Annotated in this window: 23 protein-coding genes and 1 pseudogene; 13 read left to right on the forward strand and 11 right to left on the reverse strand. The window is 73.7% G+C overall.

Features of this window, described 5'->3' with window-relative positions; translation table 11 throughout:
• The first annotated feature begins 24 nt into the window (after nt 1–24).
• From AB0E77_RS28100 to AB0E77_RS28125, 6 genes are all read left to right on the forward strand, one after another.
• Nucleotides 25–300: a hypothetical protein gene (locus AB0E77_RS28100; protein WP_361575734.1), complete on the forward strand. Its 276-nt coding sequence runs from the start codon at nt 25–27 to the stop codon at nt 298–300.
• A 194-nt stretch (nt 301–494) separates the two neighbouring features.
• Complete coding sequence (locus tag AB0E77_RS28105; RefSeq protein WP_361575737.1) at nt 495–1,583, forward strand: S-(hydroxymethyl)mycothiol dehydrogenase; 1,089 nt, start codon at nt 495–497, stop codon at nt 1,581–1,583.
• Nucleotides 1,583–2,212, forward strand: coding sequence for an MBL fold metallo-hydrolase (locus AB0E77_RS28110; RefSeq protein WP_361575740.1), 630 nt, complete (start codon nt 1,583–1,585; stop codon nt 2,210–2,212). The genes AB0E77_RS28105 and AB0E77_RS28110 overlap by 1 nt, the downstream gene beginning before the upstream one ends.
• A gap of 157 nt (nt 2,213–2,369) precedes the next feature.
• Nucleotides 2,370–3,284 (forward strand): SDR family oxidoreductase, encoded by a 915-nt coding sequence (locus AB0E77_RS28115; protein ID WP_361575743.1) that lies wholly within the window; start codon nt 2,370–2,372, stop codon nt 3,282–3,284.
• 32 nt (nt 3,285–3,316) lie between these two features.
• On the forward strand, nt 3,317–4,117 hold the full coding sequence (locus tag AB0E77_RS28120; protein WP_361575746.1) for an SDR family NAD(P)-dependent oxidoreductase: 801 nt from the start codon (nt 3,317–3,319) through the stop codon (nt 4,115–4,117).
• Nucleotides 4,118–4,280: 163 nt separating this feature from the next.
• Complete coding sequence (locus tag AB0E77_RS28125; protein WP_361575748.1) at nt 4,281–4,976, forward strand: L,D-transpeptidase; 696 nt, start codon at nt 4,281–4,283, stop codon at nt 4,974–4,976.
• Nucleotides 4,977–4,990: 14 nt separating this feature from the next.
• Here the strand turns inward: AB0E77_RS28125 and AB0E77_RS28130 are convergent, their stop codons facing one another.
• A complete protein-coding gene (locus tag AB0E77_RS28130; RefSeq protein WP_361575751.1) occupies nt 4,991–6,193 on the reverse strand; it encodes a Gfo/Idh/MocA family oxidoreductase in 1,203 nt (400 codons plus the stop codon).
• 259 nt (nt 6,194–6,452) lie between these two features.
• On the opposite strand from AB0E77_RS28130, the gene AB0E77_RS28135 reads away from it, so the two are divergent.
• A complete protein-coding gene (locus AB0E77_RS28135; RefSeq protein WP_361575754.1) occupies nt 6,453–6,638 on the forward strand; it encodes a hypothetical protein in 186 nt (61 codons plus the stop codon).
• A 63-nt stretch (nt 6,639–6,701) separates the two neighbouring features.
• Here AB0E77_RS28135 and AB0E77_RS28140 read toward each other — a convergent pair whose 3' ends face one another.
• Together AB0E77_RS28140 and AB0E77_RS28145 are read right to left on the reverse strand one after the other, a co-directional pair.
• Complete coding sequence (locus AB0E77_RS28140) at nt 6,702–8,063, reverse strand: S1 family peptidase (RefSeq protein WP_361575757.1); 1,362 nt, start codon at nt 8,061–8,063, stop codon at nt 6,702–6,704.
• A gap of 96 nt (nt 8,064–8,159) precedes the next feature.
• Nucleotides 8,160–9,188: a hypothetical protein gene (locus tag AB0E77_RS28145; protein ID WP_361575820.1), complete on the reverse strand. Its 1,029-nt coding sequence runs from the start codon at nt 9,186–9,188 to the stop codon at nt 8,160–8,162.
• A 25-nt stretch (nt 9,189–9,213) separates the two neighbouring features.
• Here AB0E77_RS28145 and AB0E77_RS28150 point away from each other — a divergent pair, with 25 nt between their 5' ends.
• Nucleotides 9,214–10,392, forward strand: coding sequence for an aminotransferase class I/II-fold pyridoxal phosphate-dependent enzyme (locus AB0E77_RS28150; protein ID WP_361575760.1), 1,179 nt, complete (start codon nt 9,214–9,216; stop codon nt 10,390–10,392).
• 69 nt (nt 10,393–10,461) lie between these two features.
• The gene (locus tag AB0E77_RS28155) at nt 10,462–10,848 is read left to right on the forward strand and encodes a PPOX class F420-dependent oxidoreductase (protein ID WP_361575763.1); all 387 of its coding nucleotides are present in this window, start codon (nt 10,462–10,464) and stop codon (nt 10,846–10,848) included.
• 9 nt (nt 10,849–10,857) lie between these two features.
• Here AB0E77_RS28155 and AB0E77_RS28160 read toward each other — a convergent pair whose 3' ends face one another.
• On the reverse strand, nt 10,858–11,271 hold the full coding sequence (locus tag AB0E77_RS28160; RefSeq protein WP_361575766.1) for a zinc ribbon domain-containing protein: 414 nt from the start codon (nt 11,269–11,271) through the stop codon (nt 10,858–10,860).
• Nucleotides 11,272–11,550: 279 nt separating this feature from the next.
• Here AB0E77_RS28160 and AB0E77_RS28165 point away from each other — a divergent pair, with 279 nt between their 5' ends.
• The gene (locus tag AB0E77_RS28165; protein WP_361575769.1) at nt 11,551–12,387 is read left to right on the forward strand and encodes a hypothetical protein; all 837 of its coding nucleotides are present in this window, start codon (nt 11,551–11,553) and stop codon (nt 12,385–12,387) included.
• 41 nt (nt 12,388–12,428) lie between these two features.
• Nucleotides 12,429–12,917, forward strand: coding sequence for a flavin reductase family protein (locus AB0E77_RS28170; protein ID WP_361575772.1), 489 nt, complete (start codon nt 12,429–12,431; stop codon nt 12,915–12,917).
• A gap of 67 nt (nt 12,918–12,984) precedes the next feature.
• Here AB0E77_RS28170 and AB0E77_RS28175 read toward each other — a convergent pair.
• The 3 genes and pseudogenes from AB0E77_RS28175 to AB0E77_RS28185 all read right to left on the reverse strand — a co-directional run.
• Nucleotides 12,985–14,127 (reverse strand): annotated as a pseudogene (locus AB0E77_RS28175) (SpoIIE family protein phosphatase); the annotation flags it as partial.
• Between the two features lie 407 nt (nt 14,128–14,534).
• Complete coding sequence (locus tag AB0E77_RS28180) at nt 14,535–14,918, reverse strand: hypothetical protein (protein WP_361575774.1); 384 nt, start codon at nt 14,916–14,918, stop codon at nt 14,535–14,537.
• A 296-nt stretch (nt 14,919–15,214) separates the two neighbouring features.
• Complete coding sequence (locus tag AB0E77_RS28185; RefSeq protein ID WP_361575777.1) at nt 15,215–16,132, reverse strand: MurR/RpiR family transcriptional regulator; 918 nt, start codon at nt 16,130–16,132, stop codon at nt 15,215–15,217.
• A gap of 161 nt (nt 16,133–16,293) precedes the next feature.
• Here AB0E77_RS28185 and AB0E77_RS28190 point away from each other — a divergent pair, with 161 nt between their 5' ends.
• Together AB0E77_RS28190 and AB0E77_RS28195 are read left to right on the forward strand one after the other, a co-directional pair.
• Nucleotides 16,294–16,455, forward strand: a complete 162-nt coding sequence (locus tag AB0E77_RS28190; protein WP_361575784.1) for a hypothetical protein — start codon at nt 16,294–16,296, stop codon at nt 16,453–16,455.
• 73 nt (nt 16,456–16,528) lie between these two features.
• On the forward strand, nt 16,529–16,933 hold the full coding sequence (locus tag AB0E77_RS28195; protein ID WP_361575787.1) for a DUF3662 domain-containing protein: 405 nt from the start codon (nt 16,529–16,531) through the stop codon (nt 16,931–16,933).
• Nucleotides 16,934–16,955: 22 nt separating this feature from the next.
• Here the strand turns inward: AB0E77_RS28195 and AB0E77_RS28200 are convergent, their stop codons facing one another.
• The 4 genes from AB0E77_RS28200 to AB0E77_RS28215 all read right to left on the reverse strand — a co-directional run bounded on the left by AB0E77_RS28200 (nt 16,956) and on the right by AB0E77_RS28215 (nt 22,847).
• Nucleotides 16,956–18,587, reverse strand: coding sequence for a phospholipid carrier-dependent glycosyltransferase (locus AB0E77_RS28200; protein ID WP_361575823.1), 1,632 nt, complete (start codon nt 18,585–18,587; stop codon nt 16,956–16,958).
• Nucleotides 18,588–18,619: 32 nt separating this feature from the next.
• On the reverse strand, nt 18,620–19,285 hold the full coding sequence (locus AB0E77_RS28205) for a nucleoside/nucleotide kinase family protein (RefSeq protein ID WP_361575790.1): 666 nt from the start codon (nt 19,283–19,285) through the stop codon (nt 18,620–18,622).
• A 31-nt stretch (nt 19,286–19,316) separates the two neighbouring features.
• Nucleotides 19,317–21,452, reverse strand: a complete 2,136-nt coding sequence (locus AB0E77_RS28210; protein ID WP_361575793.1) for a TerD family protein — start codon at nt 21,450–21,452, stop codon at nt 19,317–19,319.
• Nucleotides 21,453–21,545: 93 nt separating this feature from the next.
• Nucleotides 21,546–22,847, reverse strand: coding sequence for an MFS transporter (locus AB0E77_RS28215; RefSeq protein ID WP_361575796.1), 1,302 nt, complete (start codon nt 22,845–22,847; stop codon nt 21,546–21,548).
• Between the last annotated feature and the right edge of the window lies 1 nt (nt 22,848).

A 22,848-nucleotide genomic window follows, 5' to 3' on the forward strand; every position in this document is an offset into this window, starting at 1 on the left:
GCGGCCCGTTCGCGTTGCCGAAGCATGATCTCACCACGACGCATCGCCGCCGCCCTCGGTCTCGCCGCGGCTCTCGCCGGCCTCGTCGCGCCGATGGCGAACGCCGCCGACCCGGGCTCCGCGCAGGCAGGGCCACTCGGTCCGGCGCTCGGCTCGCTCGCCGTCGACGGCCTGCCCGCAGGGCGTGACGACTCCCGGACGATCCCCGCCGTCCATCTGCACCGGCCCGACACCCGCGACCAGCTGCGACAGGTCACCGGACTGCTGTCCCCCGTGTTCGGCGCCGCCGCCGGAGGCTGACGTCCCGCGCCGCGTCTCCCGTGAGGGCCGCCCGCGTCCGGGCGGCCCTCACGCGTGCCACGGGCCCGGCCGCCGGGACCGCGTCGGCTCCGCGCACCGCGGATCGTCGAACCGCCCCGTCACCGGCGCCCTGACGATCAGTTGCGCGTAGGGTCGGGGAGGAACCACGAGTGGGCGAAGAAGGAGTCAGGACCATGGCGCAGGAAGTACGCGGCGTGATCGCACCGGGCAAGGACGAGCCGGTGCGGATCGAGACGATCGTCGTGCCCGATCCCGGACCGGGCGAGGCCGTGGTCAAGATCCAGGCCTGCGGCGTCTGCCACACCGACCTGCACTACAAGCAGGGCGGCATCAGCGACGACTTCCCCTTCCTGCTCGGCCACGAGGCCGCGGGCATCGTGGAGTCGGTCGGCGCCGGGGTCACCGACGTCGCCGCCGGCGACTTCGTGATCCTCAACTGGCGTGCCGTGTGCGGCAAGTGCCGGGCATGTCTGCGCGGGCGCCCCTGGTACTGCTTCGACACCCACAACGCCGAGCAGAAGATGACCCTCGCCTCCACCGGCCAGGAGCTCTCCCCGGCGCTCGGCATCGGCGCCTTCGCCGAGAAGACCCTGGTCGCCGCCGGGCAGTGCACCAAGGTCGACCCGTCCGTCTCCGCCGAGGTCGCCGGCCTGCTGGGCTGCGGCGTGATGGCAGGCATCGGCGCCGCCATCAACACCGGCGACGTCGGCCGCGGCGACACCGTCGCCGTCATCGGCTGCGGCGGCGTCGGCGACGCGGCGATCGCCGGCTCCCGCCTCGCCGGAGCCGCGAAGATCATCGCCGTCGACATCGACGACCGCAAGCTGGAGACCGCCCGTTCCATGGGCGCCACCCACACCGTCAACTCCCGTGAGAACGACCCCGTCGAGGCGATCCGCGAACTGACCGGCGGCTTCGGCGCCGACGTCGTCATCGAGGCCGTCGGCCGCCCGGAGACGTACCGGCAGGCCTTCTACGCCCGCGACCTGGCCGGCACCGTCGTCCTCGTCGGCGTCCCGACGCCCGAGATGAAGCTCGAACTGCCGCTCCTCGACGTCTTCGGACGCGGCGGGTCGCTGAAGTCCTCCTGGTACGGCGACTGCCTGCCCTCCCGCGACTTCCCGATGCTCGTCGACCTCCACCTCCAGGGCCGCCTGGACCTCGGCAAGTTCGTCACCGAGACCATCCGGCTCGACGAGGTCGAGAAGGCCTTCGAGCGGATGCACGCCGGTGACGTGCTGCGTTCGGTGGTGGTGCTGTGATGACCGCCCGCATCGAACGCCTCGTCACCTCCGGCCGGTTCAGCCTCGACGGCGGCACCTGGGACGTCGACAACAACGTCTGGCTGGTCGGCGACGACCACGAGGTCGTCGTCATCGACGCCGCCCACGACGCCGACGCCATCCTCGAGGCCGTCGGGGACCGGCGCCTGACCGCCATCGTGTGCACCCACGCCCACAACGACCACGTCAACGCCGCCCCCGCCCTCGCCGAGCGCACCGGCGCCACCATCTGGCTGCACCGCGACGACATGCCGCTGTGGCAGCAGACCCACCCCGACCGGGAACCGGACGCCTGGCTGACCGACGGCCAGGTCATCGAGGCCGCCGGCGCCGACCTGACGGTCCTGCACACCCCCGGACACGCCCCCGGCGCCGTCTGCCTCTACGACCCGGGCCTCGGCACCGTCTTCACCGGCGACACGCTCTTCCAGGGCGGCCCGGGCGCCACCGGCCGGTCCTACTCCCACTTCCCGACGATCATCGACTCGATCCGCGACCGGCTCCTCGTGCTGCCGCCCGAGACGGAGGTCCGCACCGGCCACGGCGACTCCACCACGATCGGCGCCGAGGCCCCGCATCTGAAGGAGTGGATCGACCGCGGCCACTGACACCGGACCGCGCGGCACTCGGCGCCAAGCTGGGCAACACGCGGAAAAGGTGACAGAAGATGTCCGGCTTCCCGGGCAGTCTCGATCACGACATCGCTCACCCGGAGCCCCGGGTGAGCACGTGATGGTTCGTGGTGAGAGGGAACGGGAGCCGGACATGGCAAAGTCACTCGAGGGCAGGGTCGCACTCGTCGCCGGAGCGACCCGCGGCGCCGGACGCGGCATCGCCGTCGAACTGGGCGCGGCGGGCGCCACCGTCTACGTCACCGGCCGCACCACCCGCGCCCGGCGCTCGGAGTACGACCGCCCCGAGACCGTCGAGGACACCGCGGACCTGGTCACCGAGGCCGGCGGCCAGGGCGTCGCCGTCCCCACCGACCACCTCGAACCGGCCGAGGTCGCCGCGCTGGTCGACCGCGTCGCCCGCGAACAGGGCCGTCTCGACGTCCTGGTCAACGACATCTGGGGCGGCGAGAACCTCTTCGAGTGGGACAGCCCCGTCTGGGAGCACGACCTCGACAAGGGCCTCAGGCTCCTGCGGCTCGCCGTGGAGACCCACGCGATCACCAGCCACCACGCCCTCCCGCTGCTGCTGCGCAGCCCCGGCGGGCTCGTCGTCGAGGTCACCGACGGCACCGCCGACTACAACCGCGAGAACTACCGGGTCTCCTTCTTCTACGACCTCGCCAAGTCCTCGGTGCTGCGCATGGCCTTCGCCCTCGGCCACGAGCTCGGACCGCGCGGCGCGACCGCCGTCGCGCTGACCCCCGGCTGGCTGCGCTCGGAGATCATGCTCGACCACTTCGGCGTACGGGAGGAGAACTGGCGCGACGCCCTCGACCGCGTCCCCCACTTCGCCATCTCCGAGACCCCCCGCTACGTCGGGCGCGCCGTCGCCGCACTGGCCGCCGACCCGAACGTCGCCCGCTTCAACGGGCAGTCCCTCTCCAGCGGCGGGCTCGCGCGGGAGTACGGCTTCACCGACCTCGACGGCAGCCGCCCCGACGCCTGGCGCTACCTCGTCGAGGTCCAGGACGCGGACAAGCCGGCCGACGTCACCGGGTACCGGTGACCGCAGGGCGGCCAGGCACTACCGTCGGCCCCATGACCGACACCGAGCGCTTCGAAGGACACGGCGTTCTCGTCACCGGCGCCGCGCGCGGCATCGGCGCCGCCACCGCCGCACGGCTCGCCGAGGAGGGGGCCGGGGTGCTGGTGACCGACGTGGACGGGCCCGCGGCCGAGCGGGCCGCGGCGGCGCTGCGGGCGCGGGGGCTGACCGCCGAGGCGTCCGTCTGCGACGTCGCCGACCGGGCGTCCGTCGAGGCCGCCGTCGCCCGTGCCGTCGATGCCTTCGGCTCCCTCGACGTGCTCGTCAACAACGCCTACGCCTGCACCCCCGACGCCCCGCTCTTCGAGGACGAACCGGACGAGGCGTGGGCGCGCGACCTCGACGTCACCCTCACCGGCGCCTACCGATGCTGCCGCGCCGCACTGCCCCGCCTGGCGGCCTCCGGCCGCGGCGCGATCGTCAGCATCGGCTCGGTCAACGGCCACCAGGACTTCGGCAACCACGCCTACAGCGCCGCCAAGGCGGGCCTGGCCTCCCTGACCCGCACCCTCGCCGGACACGCCGCCGCGCGGGGAGTCCGCGTCAACCTGGTGATGCCCGGCACCGTGCGCACCACCGCCTGGGAGGGCCGGGACAAGGAACTGGCGGCCGTCCGGGGGCTCTATCCGCTGGGCCGGGTGGGCGAGCCCGAGGACATCGCGGCGGCCGTCGCCTTCCTCGCCTCGCGCGACGCGTCCTGGATCACCGGCACCACGCTGACCGTCGACGGCGGCCTGACCGCGGTCAACACCGGCTTCCGGCAGGCAGTGGAGGAACGGGGCGCCACGGACTGACCCGCACGCCGGTACGGGCGGAACGGTGTCGTTCGTCACGGTTCGGTCGCGGTGCGGCGCGGCGGGCAACCGAAGCCGCCGGTGAACTGTCTACCAGGCCGGGGATCGCACCACGGGCGACCTCCGCCCGTTCCACCCCTTCGACGCGAAAGGCTGACCGGCCATGGGGGACATACGCAGACGGGGTGCCGTCGCACTCGGGCTCACCGCACTGGTGGCGCCGCTCACCCTCGCGCTCGGCGCGGCACCGGCGCAGGCCGCGAGCTGCACCACGCAGACGGGTCCGTACCAGAAGAAGGTCGAGAAGTTCCTGGGCCGCCCCGTCGACGGCAAGCAGTCCGCCGCCGACTGCACGGCGACCCGGGCCTTCCAGACCAAGCACGGCATCACGCCGAACATCGGCTACGCGGGCCCCGTCACCTGGGGCGTGATGGACCTGATGCAGAAGCAGAAGGCCGTCGGGAAGAACCCGAACAAGTCGGGCAAGTGTCCGGTCAACAAGGGCCGTATCGCCTGCGTCGACCTGACCCTCCAGCTGAGCTGGATCCAGGACGGGAAGAAGCTCGTCTACGGCCCGGTGCCGGTCCGTACGGGCCGCAACGGCTACGAGACCCGCACCGGCCTGAAGAAGATCTACTGGCGGCACATCGACCACGTCTCCACGATCTACGACGTGCCGATGCCCTACAGCCAGTTCTTCGACGGCGGCCAGGCCTTCCACTCGGTCGGCGTCAGCATGTGGAACCCGCCGGGCTCCCACGGCTGCGTCAACATGACGAAGACCGACGCCAGGAAGTACTGGTCGCTGCTGAAGAACGGCGACGACGTCTACGTGTACGGCCGCAAGCCGGGCACCTGACGGGCGCGGCCTCCTCACGGCCCCGGCGCGTCCCCGAAGTCCGGGATCTCCAGCCTGACACCACCCTGCCGCGCGGACTCGTGCGCGACGATGCCCGGCAGGGTGTAGCGGGCCGCGACCCAGGCGTTCACGGGCGGCAGGGTGCGGGTGGCGACCGCGGTCACGAAGTCGTCCGCCAGGAAGTGGTGGCTGCCCTCGTGGCCGTTGTGCAGACGGTCGAAGGACCGCGGCAGCCGCCTCCGGTCGTGCACCGGCGCCGAACCCGAGGTGAAGGCGGCCCGAAGCTCCGGCGCGACATGCCGCAGGGACGGGTCGTCGGGGTCCGTGGCGGGCCTGGGTTCGAGCAGCTCGCTGATGTCCTCCACCCCGTTCTTGTCCTGCCACAGAGCCACCGTGGCGAGCTGCTCCATGCTCGCCTCGGTGCCGAAGAACCGGAAACGGGACTCCCGGATGAACGAGGGATAGCCGACCCGCCGGAACTCGTTCGTGCGGAACGACCCGCCGCCGGCCACCTCGAACAGCGCGGTCGCGTTGGAGACGTCGTTGTCGAACCGGCTGACCGACCGGTCGAAGACCCCGTCTCCGCGCTCGTCCACCACGCCGATCGCCGAGACGCTCACCGCGTGCGTCCGCCAGGCGCCCAGCACCCCGCCCACCGAGTGCGTCGGGTAGAGCATCGGCGGATAGCTGGCGGTGGACCTCCACTCCTCACCCCCGCTGTACCGGTAGGCGTCGTAGAAGCCCAGGTCCATGTCGTGGACGTAGTCGCCCTCGGCGTAGAAGAGCCGCCCGAAGGCACCCTCGGCGATCCGGTCGCGGGCGTACACGGCGGCCGGGTGGTAGTGACTGGTCTCACCCATCATGTACGTCAGTCCGGTCGCCCGGACCGTGTCGAGGATCTCCGCGATCTCCTCCACGCCGATCGCCATGGGGACCGTCGAGTACACGTGCTTGCCCGCCCTCAGTCCCTGGAGCACCAGCGGGCCGTGGGTCCAGCGCTGCGTGAAGACCGCCACGGCGTCGACCGCCGGCGACTCCAGCATCGCCTCGTAGCCGGGGAAGGTGCCGGTGAGGCCTTCGGCGGCGGCGAGCCGCTCGGCCCGCTCCGGGATCAGGTCGGTGACGTACACGTCGCGCACACCGGGATGGGCCCGGAACAGCCTGGCGAACCGGCCGGAGAACTGACCGGCGCCGACGATGCCGAGGGAGAACGTCATGGGGAGCGTGCCCTTTCGCTGGTCGACGGAGGGACCTGACCGGCCGGGTGACAGCCGTCACGCCGAAGCCGTACCCCGCCACGGCGCACCGGCACACCGAGGGACGCGGGAAGACGGGGCATGTGCGTCAGGACACAGCCGTCGGTAACGAACTGGCCGACGGGTCTTGACAGATGGGAGGATCGACGTGATCAGTAACACGGTCTGATATGTCCGTTTGGCTCGCGATTACTCACATCGTCTTCACGCCTGGCACCGTATGCTTCACAGCATGTCCACCACTGTTGAGCCTTCCTCCGAGCGATCGGCTGCCGAGGTCAACGAGGAGATCCGGGCCCTGTGGCTCCGGTCGGGCGGGACACTGAGCGTCGAGCAGCGCGAGGAATACCAGCGCCTCGTCCTGGAATGGGCCGCCGCGCCCTCCGAGCCGGTGAAGGCCGCCTGACCGCCCGAGGCTCCTCGGTGACCCTCGCCACCCGGCCGCACACCGCCGGGTCCCCCTCGCGACTCAGCCCCACGTAGCCGAGTAGTGCCGCCGGTACGCCTTGCGGTCCTGCTCCGTCCGCAGCCACCGGGTGCCCGCCAGCGCGATCAGGCTGCCCGCGATCACCAGCAGTCCCGGGCCGATGTTGCGGCGGTCGGTGAGCCGGGACAGCAGCGTCGACCCGTCGACGCCCGTCACCGGCGCCGACGCCCCCGGTGCCGCCGCACCCGGCGCGGCGGCACCGGAGGCCGCGGGCGGCGCGGCCCGCTGCCCGGTCCCGTCCGGCGACGAGACGATCACGCGCATGCCGAGCGATGCCAGCGCCTCCGTCACCGGCTGGAAGAACGTCGTCCCGCCCTCGGTGCAGTCGCCGCTGCCGCCCGACGTCACGCCGAGGGCGATCCCCTCGGAGAACATCGGGCCGCCGCTGTCCCCGGGTTCGGCGCACACGTTCGTCTGGATGAGGCCCGTGACCGTGCCCTCCGGGTAGTTGACCGTCGCGTCGAGCGCGGTGACCTGACCGGCGCGCAGCCCGCTCGTGCTGCCGCTGCGGAACACCCGCTGGCCGACGGCCGCTTGGCCGGCGCCCGTGATCCGCACCCCCTTGCCGTCGCCGACCGCCACCACGTCGGCGCCGTCCCCCGCCCGGCCGTTCGCGTACTCCACCAGGGAGAAGTCGTCCCCGGGAAAACTCCCGGCGACCGTCCTCCCGAGCTGCCGGCCGCCGCCCTCGTCGCCCCCGAACCAGACCGAGCCCGTCGGCCCGCAGTGACCGGCGGTGAGGATGAAGTCGCTCGTGCCGTCGGTCACGTTGAACCCCGCCGAGCAGCGGCCGGCCGTCGACAGGATCGGCCGGGCCCCGTTCAGGCGCGTCGTGAACGCGCCCTCCGTGCGCTCCATGCGGACGAAGCCGCCGATGCCCTCCGCGACCCGCGTCAGCCGTGCCCAGTCGGCCCCGGAGACGGTGCCGTCACCCCGGACCACCACCTCGTTCGACCGGTAGTCGAGGGCCCACGCCGTCCCCGCCACCCGGGGCGCCGAACGCAGCACGGACGTCGCCGACTTCAGCTCCGTCATGCTGTGCGGGACCACCTTCGCCTCGGCGCCCGCCCGCCGCACCTCGTCGGCCGCATCGTCGTCGGTGACCGCGACGACCGGCCGCCCGTCGGAGCCGATCCAGTGTCCGGCCGTACGGGAGGTGCCGAGGCGGGCCACGAGAGCGCCGCCGGCGTCGGACGCCGGCCCGGCCGGCGTGTGCCGGGCGGCCGCCACGCCGGGAGGCTCGCTCGCCACGGCCCGGGTGACCATCGTGCCGCCCAGCAGGAGTCCGCCGACGGCGGCCAGCCGTGCCACTCGCCGGACGATGCGTCGTCGTGCGTGCCTCATGCGTGCGCTCCCGAACCCGGATGCGCGGCGTCACCGCCGCGGGGGCCCGCGGACCTCGGGCGCCCTCCCTCCATACGGCCCCGGGGACGGCCCTGTTCAGCGCGACGGCGATCCCGCCCCCTCCCCGGCGAGCCGCCGCCAACTGCCCTCGTCCCCCCACACGGAGGCCGCGTCGAGATAGGGACGCAGCAGCCCGGTGAGGACCGCGTCGTCCTGGCCGCCGAGCGCGTCGGAGGCGAGCGACCGGGCGATCCCGGCCAGGAAGTCGGCGAGCTGGACCCGTGCGTCGAGGCGCGCGTGCACCAGCCGCAGCCCGTCGAGCCGGACGCCGCCGAGCCGGGCCCGCTCCACGATCCAGGCGATGCGCTCGGGCGTGAGCGTGTTCTGCCGGTCGTGCACCAGGCGCACCGGCCGCCCGGCCGCGCTCCAGTGCGCGGCGGTGGCGACCACGGCCGGAAGCAGCGGATCCAGCACCGGGATCGGCGCGGGAGAGGACGTGAGGCGGGCCCGGCAGGCGTCCGCGCGGGGCCGGGACGCCGCGAGCCGCTCCAGGGTCGCGGCCGGCCCGTCCGGCGGCCGGGCACCGCGCAGCACGTCCACGGCGCGGAAGAACGCGTCGACGGGCGCCGCCCGCGCCCCTGCGTCCGCACCGTCGCCGTTGCCGCGCACCCACAGCAGCCGGTTCGCCGACGTCAGGAACGCCCGCCAGCTCTCCTCCCCGGCGATCCGCCGCCCCGCCCGGTACAGGGGGAGCGCCCCGGCCGGATCGCCGAGCAGCAGGGCGACCGTGCGGTCCACCACGAAGTACGCCTTCTCCGTGAGGTGGACGTGCGCGTGCCCGTGGAGCGGCCCCGACGGGCCGAGCAGCCACTCCAGAACGGGCCGGTGCTTCTCCCGCAGCAGATGGTTCGCCTTGTACTCCTCCGCGGGCGACCGGATCCGGTCCCGTACCGTCAGCACCGCCTCGGCGGCCGGGGCCACGGGCAGACACACACCGGCGTGCGCGAAGACGTCGGTGTTCCCGCCGGTCAGGTTCTCCCCGTCCGAGCCCGACTCGTCGCACGCGACCTCCAGGAACACCCCGGCCGGCGTCCCCGGCGCCCCGTCGTCCCGTTTCCCGGTCACACCGCGGCCCCCTATCTTGAGCCTCATGACCAGGATCCCGCAGGACCCGCCCGGTGACCCCGACCCCCTGCGCGCGCTCACCCTCGACCGGCTGCGCCGGCGCACGAGCATGAAGTGGCGCACCCACCCCGCCGACGTGCTGCCGCTGTGGGTCGCCGAGATGGACGTGCCGCTCGCCGAACCCGTCGTGCGGGCCGTCACCGAGGCCATGGAGCTCGGCGACACCGGTTACCCCGCCGGAACCGCCTACGCCCAGGCGCTGGCCGCCTTCGCGGGCAAGCGCTGGGGCTGGGACGGCCTGGCCGTGGAGCGCACCGCGATCGTGCCCGACGTGATGCTCGGCGTCGTCGAGATGCTCAAGCTGGTCACCGGCCCCGGCGACCCGGTGATCGTCAACCCGCCGGTGTACCCGCCGTTCTACCAGTTCGTGACGCACCTGGACCGGCGCGTGGTCGAGGCGCCGCTCGGCACGGACCTCCGCATCGACCTCGAGGTGCTGGAGGACGCCTTCCGGCGGGCGGTCGCCGGCGGCGGGCGGGCCGCCCATCTGCTGTGCAGCCCGCACAACCCGACCGGCACCGTGCACACCGCCGAGGAACTGGCCGCGATCGCCGCCCTCGCCGAGCGGTACGGCGTCCGGGTCGTGGCCGACGAGATCCACGCCCCCGTCGTCGCCCGCGGCGTGCGGTTCGTGCCGTACCTGAGCGTCCCCGGCGCCGAACGCGGCCTGTCGCTGATGTCGGCGTCCAAGGGGTGGAATCTCGCCGGGCTCAAGGCGGCACTCGCCCTCGCCGGACCCGCCGCTGCCGCCGACCTGGCCCGGATGCCCGAGGAGGTCGGACACGGCCCCAGCCACATCGGCGTCATCGCCCACACGGCCGCCCTGCGCGACGGCACCGCCTGGCTCGACGCCGTGCTCACCGGGCTCGACGAGAACCGGCGGCTGCTCACCGGCCTGCTGGCGGCCCACCTGCCCGGCGTCGTCCACCACCCGGGAGAGTCGACGTACCTGGCCTGGCTCGACTGCCGCGCGCTCGGCCTCGGCGACGACCCGGCGGAGGTCTTCCTCCACCGCGGCCGGGTCGCCCTCAGCCCGGGCCCGGACTTCGGCACCGGCGGGGCGGGACACGTCCGGCTCAACCTCGCCACCTCCCCGGAGGTGATCACGGAGGCGGTGCGCAGGATGGCGGCGGCCCTGACCTGAGCCGGGACGCGCGCGTACTTGTCGCGTACCGGCCACGCACATACGGGTGCGGGCCTAGACTTCCCGACCATGGACGAGGCGTCACTGGCCCGGCTCGGGGCCGGCAAGTACCTGTTGGTCACCAGCTACCGCAAGAGCGGCACCCCCGTCGCCACCCCGGTGTGGGTCGTACGGGACGGGGACGTGCTCGGCGTGTGGACGGCCGCCGACTCCGGGAAGGTCAAGCGCATCCGCAAGCGCGCCGACGTCCTGGTCGGCCCCTGCGACGTGCGGGGCAATCCGACCGGCGACCAGGTCCCCGCGACCGCCGAGATCGGCGACGCCGCCACGGCCGGCCGCTACCGCGCGCTCATCGCCCGCAAGTACGGCATCGTCGGCCGGCTCACCCTCCTCGGGAGCCGGCTGCGCCGGGGCCTGGACGGCACGGTGGGGATCACGATCACGCTCACGCCCTGAGGGCCCGGCTCAGGTCCAGGCGCGGTAGGAGTCGTCGACCAGTTGGAAGACCGGCTCGCCCCGCACCGGGTCCTTGGCCGTGGACAGCCGCACCCGGTCCCCGCTGTGGATGCCGATGAGCGGACCGGTGACCCGGCCGCGCACGACGAAGCCCTCGGCCATCTCGATCAGGGACACATTCCGCGCGGCGGGGGTGTTGCGGTGCACCACGGTGGTGTGGCGCACCGTACCGGTGCCCTCGCTGCGCTCCGTGCGCAGGTCGCTGCCGCGGCAGACCGGACACAGCAGCCGGTGGTACATCGAGGTGCCGCACCAGGTGCAGCGCTGGAAGTAGATGGCCTCGGTCTCCGGAGCCCCGTGGTCGAGCACCGCCGTCGCGGAGCCGGCTGTCTGCTGAGCGACGCTTCCTGAGGGGTGGTACACGCTGTCAACTCCCTGCACTCGGGCCGGAATCCCGCGTGCGCGGCTGCCCGGGCACGCGTGTGCTCGGGGACGGTGCCACCGTGCACGACGACAGAGTATGGCACTCAGTGCCACGCGTAAAGGTGCTGTCTGCCCCCGAATTCCTGGCCTGCTGGAGGAATGAGCCATTCGCGGTGGAGGAGATGTGGCACTGAGTGCAGGGTAGGGGAAGGTTCCGGACCCTCGTCCTCTCCCACGGTGATCACATACGATCGCCTGCGGTCGTCCCGAGGAGTCCCCATGCCGTCCGAACGCCCCCGCATCCTCTACGTCACCGACCTCGCCTATCAGGCCCGGGGACGGCGCTACTGCGACGAGGACATCCTGCTGACCTCCCGGCTGCGCGAGGACTTCGACCTGGCCCTGTGCGACCCGCGCGACGCCGCCGCGCTGCTGGACGGCTTCGACGCCGTCGTCGTCCGCAACAGCGGTCCGGTGCTGGGGCATCTGGCCGCGTACGTCGCCTTCCGCGAGCGCGCGGCCGCGTGCGGTGCCCGCGTCTACAACCAGCTCACCGGCCGGGCGGACATGGCCGGCAAGCAGTACCTGCTCGACCTGACGGCCGCCGGATACCCCGTCATCCCCACCGTCGACCGGCTCGAGCACCTGGACCGGCTGCCCGCCGCCGAGGAGTACGTGGTGAAGCCGAAGCTGGGCGCCGACTCCCTCGGACTGCGGTTCGTCCCGGCGTGGAGGGCCCGGGAGGCGGTGCGCGAGGGAGCCGGTGACGTCCTCGTCCAGCCGCGCGTCGACTTCGCCCACGAGGTGTCCTTCTACTTCGTCGACCACGACTTCCAGTACGCCCTGTACGCGCCGCACCCCGACCGGCGCTGGCAGCTGGAACCCTACGAAGCGACGCCGGAGGACCTCGAGTTCGCCCGGCGGTTCATCGAGTGGAACGGCATCGAGCACGGCATCCAGCGCGTGGACGCCTGCCGCGCTCCCGGCGGCGGACTGCTGCTGGTCGAGCTGGAGGACCTCAACCCGTACCTGTCGCTGGACGTCCTCGACGCGCCGCGCCGGGACGCCTTCGTGGCGGCGATGAAAGCGGCCCTGCGCCGCCTGCTCGAGAGCTGACGACCGGTCGGCCCCGGCCCGCCGGGACGGCCCTGCCTAGCATGGCGGGCATGGACGTCTTTCTCGACCGGCTCGACCCGGACATGTGCGTGGTGACGGCGGCCGCGGGCGGGGAGGAGGCGGGCTGCCTGGTCGGCTTCGCCTCCCAGTGCTCCATGCGGCCCGTGCGGTTCGTCGTGTGGCTGTCCGAGGTCAACCGCACCTTCCGGGTGGCCCGGTCCGCCGAGTACCTGGCCGTCCACCTGCTGGCCCGGGGGCAGCACGGACTGGCCGAGGTGTTCGGCGGGCGGACCGGCGACGACGTGGACAAGTTCCGGCAGGTCCGCAAGCGCCGCGGACACGGCGGGACGGTACTGCTGGAGGACGCCGAGGCGTGGTTCGTCGGCCGGGTCGTGGAGCGGGTCGCCGGCGGCGACCACGTCGGCCACGTCCTCGAACCGGTCGAGTGGGGCGGGCGCGAGACGCCCGGCCGGCCGCTGCTGCGGCTCGGCGACGTCAGCGGCGTCGAGGCCGGCCACCCGGTGGACTGACGTCCTCGGCCCCGTCTGCGTCCGCGGCGCCGTCTACGCCCGGCGCCGTCGACGTCCGCGGCGCCGGATCGTCGGGGACCCGTATGTCCAGGACGCAGACGTCGTCCCGCAGTTCGTCCTCCGGCAGCAGCGCCGCGAGCAGCGGCTCCAGCGTGCCCGCCGTGCCGGCTCCGCTCGCCGCGGCGGCGCCGGCGAGCCGTACGAGGCCGCGGTCGATGCCGTCGGGGGGCCGCTCCACCAGGCCGTCCGTGTACAGCAGGAGACGGTCGCCGGGCTCCAGGCGGCACTCCGCCTCCGCGAAGACCGGGGAGGTGCTCGCACCCAGCAGGATGCCCCGCGGCCGGTCGAGGTAGCGGGCCCTCCCGGCGCGCAGCAGCAGCGGCGGCAGATGACCGGCCTGCGCCCACGCCAGCCGTCGCCGCGCGGGCGAGTAGCGGGCCATGACCATGCTTGCCGTGCCGTGGGCGCCCCGGGAGTGCAGCAGCAGCGTGTTGAGGCGGGCCAGGGCGCCGGTCAGCGAGGAGCCCGTGACGACCATGCCCTTGGCGGTGAAGCGCAGCTGGGCCATCGTGGCGACGGCGTCCACACCGTGACCGGCGACGTCCCCGACCACGAACAGGGCGTCCCCGTCCGGGAGTTCTATGGCGCTGAACCAGTCGCCGCCGACCTGCACGCCCGCCTGCGCGGGCAGATAGGCGACCTCGACGCGCAGCCCGGCCGGCCGGACGGGGCGCCGGGGCAGGGGCAGCAGCGCGTCCTGCAACCGGGCGGCCAGCGTCCGTTCGGCCAGCAGCACGTCGTGCTGGGTCAGGATCGCCCGCTCGCTCTCGACCAGCGCCAGCTCCGCACGGCGCCGCGCGGTCAGGTCCTGGACGAAGCCGTGCACCTCGACGGGCGTACCCTCGCCGTCCGTCACCGCCTCGGCCACGATCCGCAGGTGCCGGACACCGCCAGGCGTCATGATCCGGAACGGTACGTCGCAGGACCGCCCCTCGCGCGTCAGCGCCCGCACGGCCCGGGTCAGCGCGGGCCCGTCGTCCGGCAGGGCGAGGCCGGGCAGGCCGCAGAGGGCGACCGGCCCGCGCGCGGGATCGCGGCCGAAGATGGCGAAGACCTGGCCGGACCAGACGGCTTCGCCGGCGACCAGGTCCCAGTCCGCCCAGCCGAGGTCGCCCAGGCGTTGCAGGTCCGCCAGTCGCTGCTCCTGCCGTTGGACGGCGGCGTGCGGGGGCAGGGCGGCGAGCGTGACGCGGCACTCCTCCAGCAGCGTGCGCCGCTCCGCCCGCGCGCGCCGGACCAGCGTCTCGCGCGCCGCCTCGGCGGAGATGCCGGTGAGTGCCATCAGGGCGCCCTCGGCCCGTGCCACGACGGCCGCCGTCGTGGCGAGGTCGTGCAGCCGGTCGGTCTCGGCACGCTCTCCGGCGGCGACCCGGGCCGGTCCGGCCGGGTCGGCCGAGGCGCCGCGATCCGCCCGCGCGGCGTGCTCGCTCGTCACGCCACGAGCATGGCACACGGACCGCGCATCGAGGGCTGCCCGTCGGCAGGTGCTCGCCCTGATTTCCCCGCGGCCCCCCGGACGGTCCCCGGGGCGGGCGCCCCGGGCGGCGACGGGCGGGGTCAGCGTGCGGTCGTACCCCGCTCGACCAGCGCCTCGGTGACCACGCGCACGCTGCGAGCGATGTGCTGCAACTGCCGCAGCTCCGCCAGGTAGAGCTTGATCGTGTGCTCGATGACCGACTCCGGCATGCCGAGCCGCGGCAGGTCGGCGCGGGCGGTCTGCAGGGCGGTGCGGGCCACCCGCAACTCGTGCTGGACCTGGATCTGCGCGTGGCGGGCGAGCAGGACGGGATGCCGGATCAGCGCCGGGTAGCCGGCGTAGCGGGCCGGTACCAGCTCCCGCAGCCACTTGGCCGCCGAGCGCTCCCAGTCGTAGCTGCCGGGGCTCTTGACCTGGCACGGCCAGTCCGGGCTGAGGCGCGTGGTCGTCAGGGGCATGATCATCGCTTCCGGGGTGTGCGGCGTCGACGGGGTGCTGCGACGTTGTGGGCGGCCCCGGCCTAGGGGATGGCCGGGACCGCCTCGGGCCCTCGCGCAGGCGGTGCCCGAACGAACACCCGGGGTGGCGCCGGAGCGGGTAGGAGTCGGCGGCCGGGGTGTTCGCGCAGATGCGGACGCGCTCCGGGCGTCCGGGGCGCGATCCGTGAGCAGTATTTATATATGCCATCCGCTTTGCAAGACGTATGAAAACATTCATGCCTGCTGGGGCCGGTCACCCCGGGGCGCCCGGCGCAGCGGGCTCAGTCCCGCAGGAAGAACTGGTGCTGCTCGGCGATCTGCTCGTACTCCTCGAGCCGGGCCTGCGTCCGCTCCGGATCGGCGTCGGTCATGGCCTGGAGCAGCGCCGCGCACATCACGCCGGAGGCCGCGTACGAGTCGAAGACCAGCCGGGACCCGGTGCCGGTGGCGAAGGTGACGTCGGCCTCGTCGGCCACCGGACCGAGCGCCAGATCGGTGATCAGCGCCACCTTCAGTCCGGCCCCGCGGGCCACCCGGACGGCGTTGAGGGTCTCCTGCGCGTGCCGGGGCAGGGAGAAGGCCAGCACCCAGGTACCGCCCGCCTCCCGGGACTGCAGCAGCGCGTCGTAGGCGACGCTGCCGCCGCGGGTGACCAGCCGGACGTCGGGGTGGACGCGGCGGGCGGCGTAGGCGAAGTACTCGGCGAGCGACACGGAGATGCGCAGCCCGAGGACGGTCAGCGGCGTCGACGAAGCCAGTTTCCGGCCGGTGTCGATGACCTGCCCGGGGTCGGCGAAGTCGCGCCGCAGGTTCTCCAGGTTCTCGATCTCGGCGTCGACGGCCGCCTGCAGTTCGTTGCCGCCGTTCTCCTCGGCCGGGGTGCCGCCGCGGCCGCCCAGCGCGATCGACTGGAGCCGCTCCCGCAGCGCCGGATAGCCGCTGAAACCGACCGCCGACGCGAACCGGGTCACCGACGGCTGGCTCACGCCGGCGCGTTCGGCGAGGTCCGTGATCGACAGGAACGCCGCCTCGGTGAGGTTCTCGATCAGGTACTGGGCGATGCGCCGCTGGCCGGGGGAGAGTCGTGGGCGGTCGAACAGCGTCCTCAGCCGGGACGTGGGGGAGACCTCCGTCTCCGGGGCCGTCCGTCCCGAGGTGATCGCCGATGCCTGTGCGCGTGCCTGCTGCGGCGATGGCACGGATGCGCCTCCTTTGTCTCCCACGGAGGTCAACATAGCCCACCGGCCGCGCCCGTCAGGGGGTTGTCCAGGGCGGCCGGGGCTCGCGGGGGATAGCACCGCGCCCGGCGGGAACCCGCCGCCACGGAAGAACCCGGCACCAGCGACGAGGAGCCCGCGTCATGACCGTCCCGGAAGAGAACCGGCCGAAGACCGACACCACCGACGACGTCCCCGACCGGCGTGAGGAGAACGCCCCGCGCCCGCCCGGCGGCACCGGCCGGACCCTGCGGGAAGCCCTCGAGGAGGCTCATGTGCGTCCCGACGACTACGACGAGAAATGACCGCACGGTCAGCCGTCGTCCCTGGCTCCACCGCCCCGGACCCTCCGTCCCCCAACCCGGCAGGTGACACCGCATGAGCGCGATCAGCGCGCTGGAGAAAGCCCTCGAGAACCGATGGGAAGCACTGTGGGCGCGGGTGCTCGACAAGGAACCCGTCGAGATCCTCGACGCCCTGCGCACCGAGTGCGACAGCAACGCCGTGGTCTGCGCCGAAGGCCGGGTCATGGTCCCCAACGCCTACGACGTCGAGCTCGCCGAGGCCGTCCACGAGGAACTGGCGCGCCGTGACGGCCGGGTGGGCCAGGTGCTCACCGACAGTCTGGCCCGGCACGCCGAGCGGCGCGGCTACGAGTGGGCCGGCCCGCTGGCGGTGCACGTCGGCACGTCCGCCGACGTACCCAACGGCCGCTATCGCGTGGCGAGCCGCGTACTGCCCCACGTCAGCGCCGATGGCTTCCCGAGCGCGGGCTCGCCCTAGCGCAGGCGCACCCCGCGTCCGCTCAGCGGCGGTAGACCGTGATCGAGTGCCCGACGTCCTCGACGGGCCGGCTGCTGTCGATCAGTGCGGCCAGCCGCCCCGTCGCCTTGGCCGCCGCGGAGTCGGACACGACCAGCAGCCCGTGCACCTCGCGCTCCGGCACCGTGCGCGGGTCGGCGGCCTCGATGCCGTAGTGGGACGGCACACCGCTGCCCTTGTAGACCAGCCAGACCCGCTCGCCCGGGTACCGCTCGCGCAGCCGGTCGGCGAGCCGGCCCAGGTCCTGCCCCCAGTCCACGGCCGAGTCGTGCAGCAGCAGCCGGGTCCCGGCCGGCCCGCCGAACGCCTCGTTGCCGTACGGCAGGTAGTACGGGTACGTCCGTACCGAGCTGACCGCGACGAAGCCCACCAGCGCGAGCGTCACGGCCGGGCCCCACCGCACCCGCACCGCCAGGACGCACCCCGCCGCCACCGCGAGGAGCATCGGCAGGAACAGCGCGTACCGGGTGCCGAAGTTCCGCGAGCCCGCCATCGCGGACACCAGCAGCACGGCGGCCGGCAGCAGCAGGTGGGGCGCGGCCGGCCGCAGCCGGCGTACCGCCACCACGGCGGCGGCTCCGGCGGCCCACAGGACGAGCGCGCCCAGCGGCGTCTTCACCAGCAGCGCGGCCGGCAGGTAGTACCACAGCGAGCCCGTGTACAGCCGGCCGAACAGGAAGCCCTGCCACGGATGACGCTCCAGCGCGAACTGCAGCCGCATCCCGTCCCGGTAGGCCTCCGGGAAGGGCAGCAGGTCCACCAGAGCGCCCTTCAGGCCGGCCACACCGGGCGGCGCCGGCTGCCCGGCCGCACCGCGCAGCCGCGGATCGACCGCCACGTAGCTCAGCCAGACGACGGCGATCGCGCCCGCGGCCACGACGAGGGCGCCCGCCGCAGCCCGCGCCGCCCTGCGCCCGCCCGTCCGAGTCCCCGTCGACAGGGCCGCCAGGACCAGCAGCACCGGCACCGCGGGCAGGGTGCTCGCCCTCGTCGCGAGAGCGGCCCCCAACGCCGCCCCGGCGAGCGGCAGACACAGCCGGGGACGGCGCCGGGCGCGCCACAGCAGCCACACCGACGTCAGCACGAAGGCGGCGGCCGGCGCGTCGAGGGTGGCGAGCGAACCGTGGGCGACGACGTCGGGGGAGAAGGCGTACAGGGCGAGCGCCGTCAGGCCGCCCGCCGGCCCGGCCAGTTCCCGGGCGAACGCGAACACCACCAGCCCGCACAGGAGGGTCAGCGTGATCACCGGGAGCCGCGCCCAGAGCATCAGCCGCCCCGGATCGTTGCCCGACTCGTACAGCAGATGCCGCCCCCACGCGCTCTGTCCGCCCTCGAAGGAGGTGTCGACGCGCGGACCGGCGAGCGCCACCCCCACGCCGACCACCAGCTTGCCCAGCGGCGGGTGTTCGGGGTTGAGGCGCAGCCGGTGCTCGCGCACGTAGTCGACGCCGGCCCCCACGTACACGGGTTCGTCGATCGTCGGCGTCTGCTGAAGCGCCGTGGTCACCATCGCGAAGGCCATCTGGGCGAGCAGCACGGCCACGAGCACCGGCACCGTCCACGGCCCCGCGCACCGGCGCCGCCAGGGGGCCGGCCGCCGCTCCTCGTCCGTCATGCCCACCGGTACGTCGTGCGGCACGGCGCAGTTCAGCGCGGCAGCGCCGCGTCCGGTACGACGAGGTCGGCGCGGTCGCGGGTCGCGGCCACCAGGTCGGCGTTGCGCCGGTCGGTGCCCCGCACCCAGGCCACCGCCTCCTCGGGGGACTTGCCGAACTCCACGTGCCGGGCCACCAGTCGGCGGATCCGCTCCTGTTCGGGCACCTCGCAGAACCACACCTCGTCGAGCGAGGACCGCACCCGCGCCCACGCGCCGGTGCCCAGCAGAAGGTAGTTGCCCTCCGTCACGACCAGCCGGGCCGTCGGCGGCACCGGCACGGCCCCGGCGAGCGGCTGCTCCAGCACCCGCTCGAAGCCGGGCGCGTACACCGTGTCCCGCGCGTCCTCCCCGTCGCCGGTCCCCTGCTCGCGCAGCCGGCGCAGCAGTGCCGCGTACCCGGCGGCGTCGAAGGTGTCCGGCGCACCCTTGCGGTCCCGGCGGCCGAGCCGGTCGAGCTCGGCGTCGGCGAGGTGGAAGCCGTCCATGGGGACGTGCGCGACCCAGGTCCCGCCCGGCCCGTTCAGGTCCCGCACGAGCGCCTCGGCGAGCGTCGACTTCCCGGCGCCGGGGCTCCCGGCGATGCCGAGGACCGCGCGCCGTCCACCGCGCGGGAGGGAACGGGCCCGGGCGAGCAGGTCGTCGAAAGTCAGGGGCACACCGCAGAGTGTGCCAGCCGGGGGAGACGGCTCATCCGCGGGGCTCCAGGGCCCAGCGGCCGGACGTCCGGATCTGGAGGTATCCGCTCGGGACGCGCTGGAGACCGGAAGCCGTGCTGATCCTGCGTATCGGTTCCAGGTGTTCGTCCAGTTCCCACAGCACCGGCAGGGCGGCCCCGCCGAGCGCGTCGTGCTGGACCATCACCTCGGCCTCGGGCCCGGCGTGCCGCACCACTCCGTAGCCCTGCCCCTCGACGGGCGCGCGGTCCAGCACCGGCACGGTGGCCAGGGCGGCCGGCTCGATCCGCCAGCCCGTCTCGTCGGTGGTCCACACCTGCACGTAGCAGTGGCCGGCCCGCGTCACCCACAGCGGCCCCGTGACCGGGCGGCGGCGCATGGTGTCGGCGGAGATCTTCGACCGGCCGTCGGCCTGGACCGTGCGGGTCGTCACCACCTGGTCGCCGGAGACGGTCCGGCACAGCCCGAGCAGGGCAGGCTGCCCCTCGTACCGGAAGACCGTGCTGCCCCGCCCCTCGGCCGGTCCGGTGAGCAGGGGCGCCTGCTCCACCGGCAGCAGGCGCAGGCTCCAGTCGCCCACGTCCGCCAGCCGCAGCCGCACCTGGGACTCGCCCTTGGTGAACAGCAGGGTGCGGCCGTGCTCTCCGTGGCGGTAGCCCTGTACCAGGTCTTCTTCGTCGTCGTACTCGTCGACCAGCATCAGCCGGTGGCCGAGACCGCCGCCGGTGCCCGGGCAGGCGTACTCCAGCAGGGCCGGCCGCCCGGGCGTCGGGTTGACCAGTGTGAGTGTCTTCTCGCCGCGTCCGGAGTAGGCGCCGGCGGCCTGCGCCGCGGCCTGGTCGGGCACGTACAGGGGCCGGGCGTCGAGCTGCCAGGCGCCGTCGGCCTCCAGGAGGAGCAGGAGCGGGCCGTCGGCGATCGGTACCGTCTGCCGCAGCCGGTCGGTGTCGTTGACCAGCAGGTCGCGGTCGTCGAGGTCGTGCAGGCGGGACGCGTCCAGGGTCCACAGGCCGAAGTATCCGCCGCCGTCCTCGTCCCCGGCGAAGTCCACGTCCAGGTCGGCCACGGGTCCGGTGTAGGCGACGACCTCGGGGCCGTAGCCGCTGAGGGGGCCCGGCCCCAGACGGCGGAGCACCGAGAGCGGCTGCACGATCACCGTCCAGTCGTTGTCCGCCTCGACGCGCAGCCGCAGGGGGCGGTCCTTCGGGGGCTGCACCAGGACGCGGCAGCGGAAGTCGCGCAGCGTGGAGTTGGCCAGCAGGTCGTCGTCCTTGTTGCGACGGGTGAGGGTGTGCATCCCGAAGTAGCCCTCCCCCTGGTGCCAGGCCTCGACGACGACCGGCCCCGGAGGCAGGGGAGCGTCCACGGACACCACACCGTTGCCCTGCCCGCGCTGGGTGTACGGGTGGAACTCGGGGCCGAAGGAGTGCGGCGGGGCGTCCACCGGCGCCGCCCCGGCCGCCGTCACCGGGGGCGGGGCGGCCGGGGCGGCGGCCGCCGGGGCGAAGGCGGAGGCGGGACCGGAGAGCGTCGGTGTGGGCGTGGGTGCGGGTGCCGGGTGGGAGGCGGGGGTGGTGGGCGGAAGCGGTACGGCGACGGCCGGGGCCGCGGCCGAGGGGGCCGGCTCCGCGACGGCTATGCCGAAGTCCGTCGCCAGTCCCGCCAGACCCGAGGCGTATCCCTGGCCCACCGCCCGGAACTTCCACTGCCCGTTCCGGCGGTAGAACTCCCCGAGCACGAACGCCGTCTCGCTCCCCGCGTCGCTCACCGTGTAGTGAGCCACCACCGAGCCCTCGGCCGTCAGCGCCTGCACATGCAGCCCGTGCACCTGACCGAAGACCCCGCCGTCGCAGGAGCTGGCGACCAGCACCCGCTGGACGGAGGGCTCCACACGCGGCAGGTCCAGCTCCAGCCACTCGGCGAGCTGCCCGCCGCCCTCGGCCGTACCCGCGTGGCGTACGGCCCCCGACGGGTGCGCGGGCTGGTTGTAGAAGACGAGGTCGGCGTCGCCGCGCACCGTGCCGGCAGCGTCGAGCAGCAGGGCGGAGACATCCACTGCCGGTGCTCCCGGAACGTTCTGCCGGCAGACCGCGACCCGGAGAAGAGCAGTGGGGACAGGGGTGTTGGCGCCCTTGGTGATGTGCGTCATGAGGCACATGGTGACAGTGAAGATGCTGTGTAGTCGATGGGAGGACCAAGTGGAGGCGGTGGGTCCTGATGAGTCGCCGGTCCGTGGGCGCCGCTAGCGGGCCGCGGGCTGTCGGGCGGGGTGCTCCGGACCTCCGGCCGGCGTCAGGCGTCCGGCGTCCCGTTCCGGCCGGATCGCGAGGAGGGCGATCAGCCCGCACACCAGCATCACCGCCGCCGTCAGCAGGAACGCCTGTGCGTAGCCGGCGTGCTGTGAGGAGGCGGAGTCGAGCAGACGCCCGGTCAGATACGGCGCGACCAGTCCGGGCAGCGTCCCCGTCGCCGCGACGATCCCGAACACCGCACCGCGTTGTGCGGGCGGCACCACGGCGGCCGTCGTGAGGTAGTGCAGCGGGAAGACGATCGCGTGCCCGCCGAACGCCACGGCGATGAGCACCAGCAGGGGCACCCGCGCGTCGACGAAGGGAAGGGCCGTCGTCGCCAGTCCCGCGACCACGACGGCGACCCCCTGCGGCGCGCCGCTCGACCAACGGCTCGACAGCCCGCGCCGGTTCAGCGCGTCCACCAGCGGCGAGACCGTCAGCAGCAGGACGAAGCTGAAGGCCGAGACGGCGCTGATGAGCGTGGCCGCCCGGCTCGGCGTCATGTCGAGCTGGGTGCGCAGGTAGGCGGGCAGCCACGCGTGACTCAGCGCCAGCGCCCAGGAGGCACCGAAGGCGCCGGCGACACTGCCCAGCACCGTGCCGTTCAGCAGAAGCACGCGGTACGGCAGCCGGCGGGCCGCTCCCGGGCCGGCGCCGGAGGACCCGTGCGCCGGAGCGTGGCCGTACGGACCGTCGTGTCCCGTCCGCCACCAGACCAGGCTCCACACCAGGCTCGTCACCGCGAGCGCGGCGAAAGCGGAGCGCCAGCCGAACGCGGTGATCAGCCAGGTCACGACCGGGGCGGCGATCAGCGTGCCCAGGGCCGCGCCGCTGATCTGCAGCGCCGACGGCAGGGCGCGGCGGTCCTCCGGGAACCACTTGTACAACGCGTGCATCGACATCGACGCGGCCGGTCCCTCGGCCGCTCCCAGCAGTACGCGTCCCGCCATCAGCGCCGGCACGGACGCCACGAAGAGCACCGGCAGCTGGGCCACCGCCCACAGGACCGCCATGGTGAAGAGCAGCATCCGGCTGGAGACACGGGCGGAGACGAACCCGACGATCAGCCCGGAGAGGCTGAACAGCAGGGCGAACGAGCTGGAGATCAGGCCGTAGGTGCTGTTGCTGATGTGCAGCTCTTCCATGATCGGTACGGCGGCCAGCCCGAGGACGGACTTGTCCGCGTAGTTGATGAGCATGAACGCCACGATCAGCGCGGCGATGGGCCAGGCGCGGCGGCGGTCGAATTCCATG

Origin of the sequence: Streptomyces sp. NPDC032940, assembly GCF_040636935.1 — a bacterium.
Classification (GTDB): Bacteria; Actinomycetota; Actinomycetes; order Streptomycetales; family Streptomycetaceae; genus Streptomyces.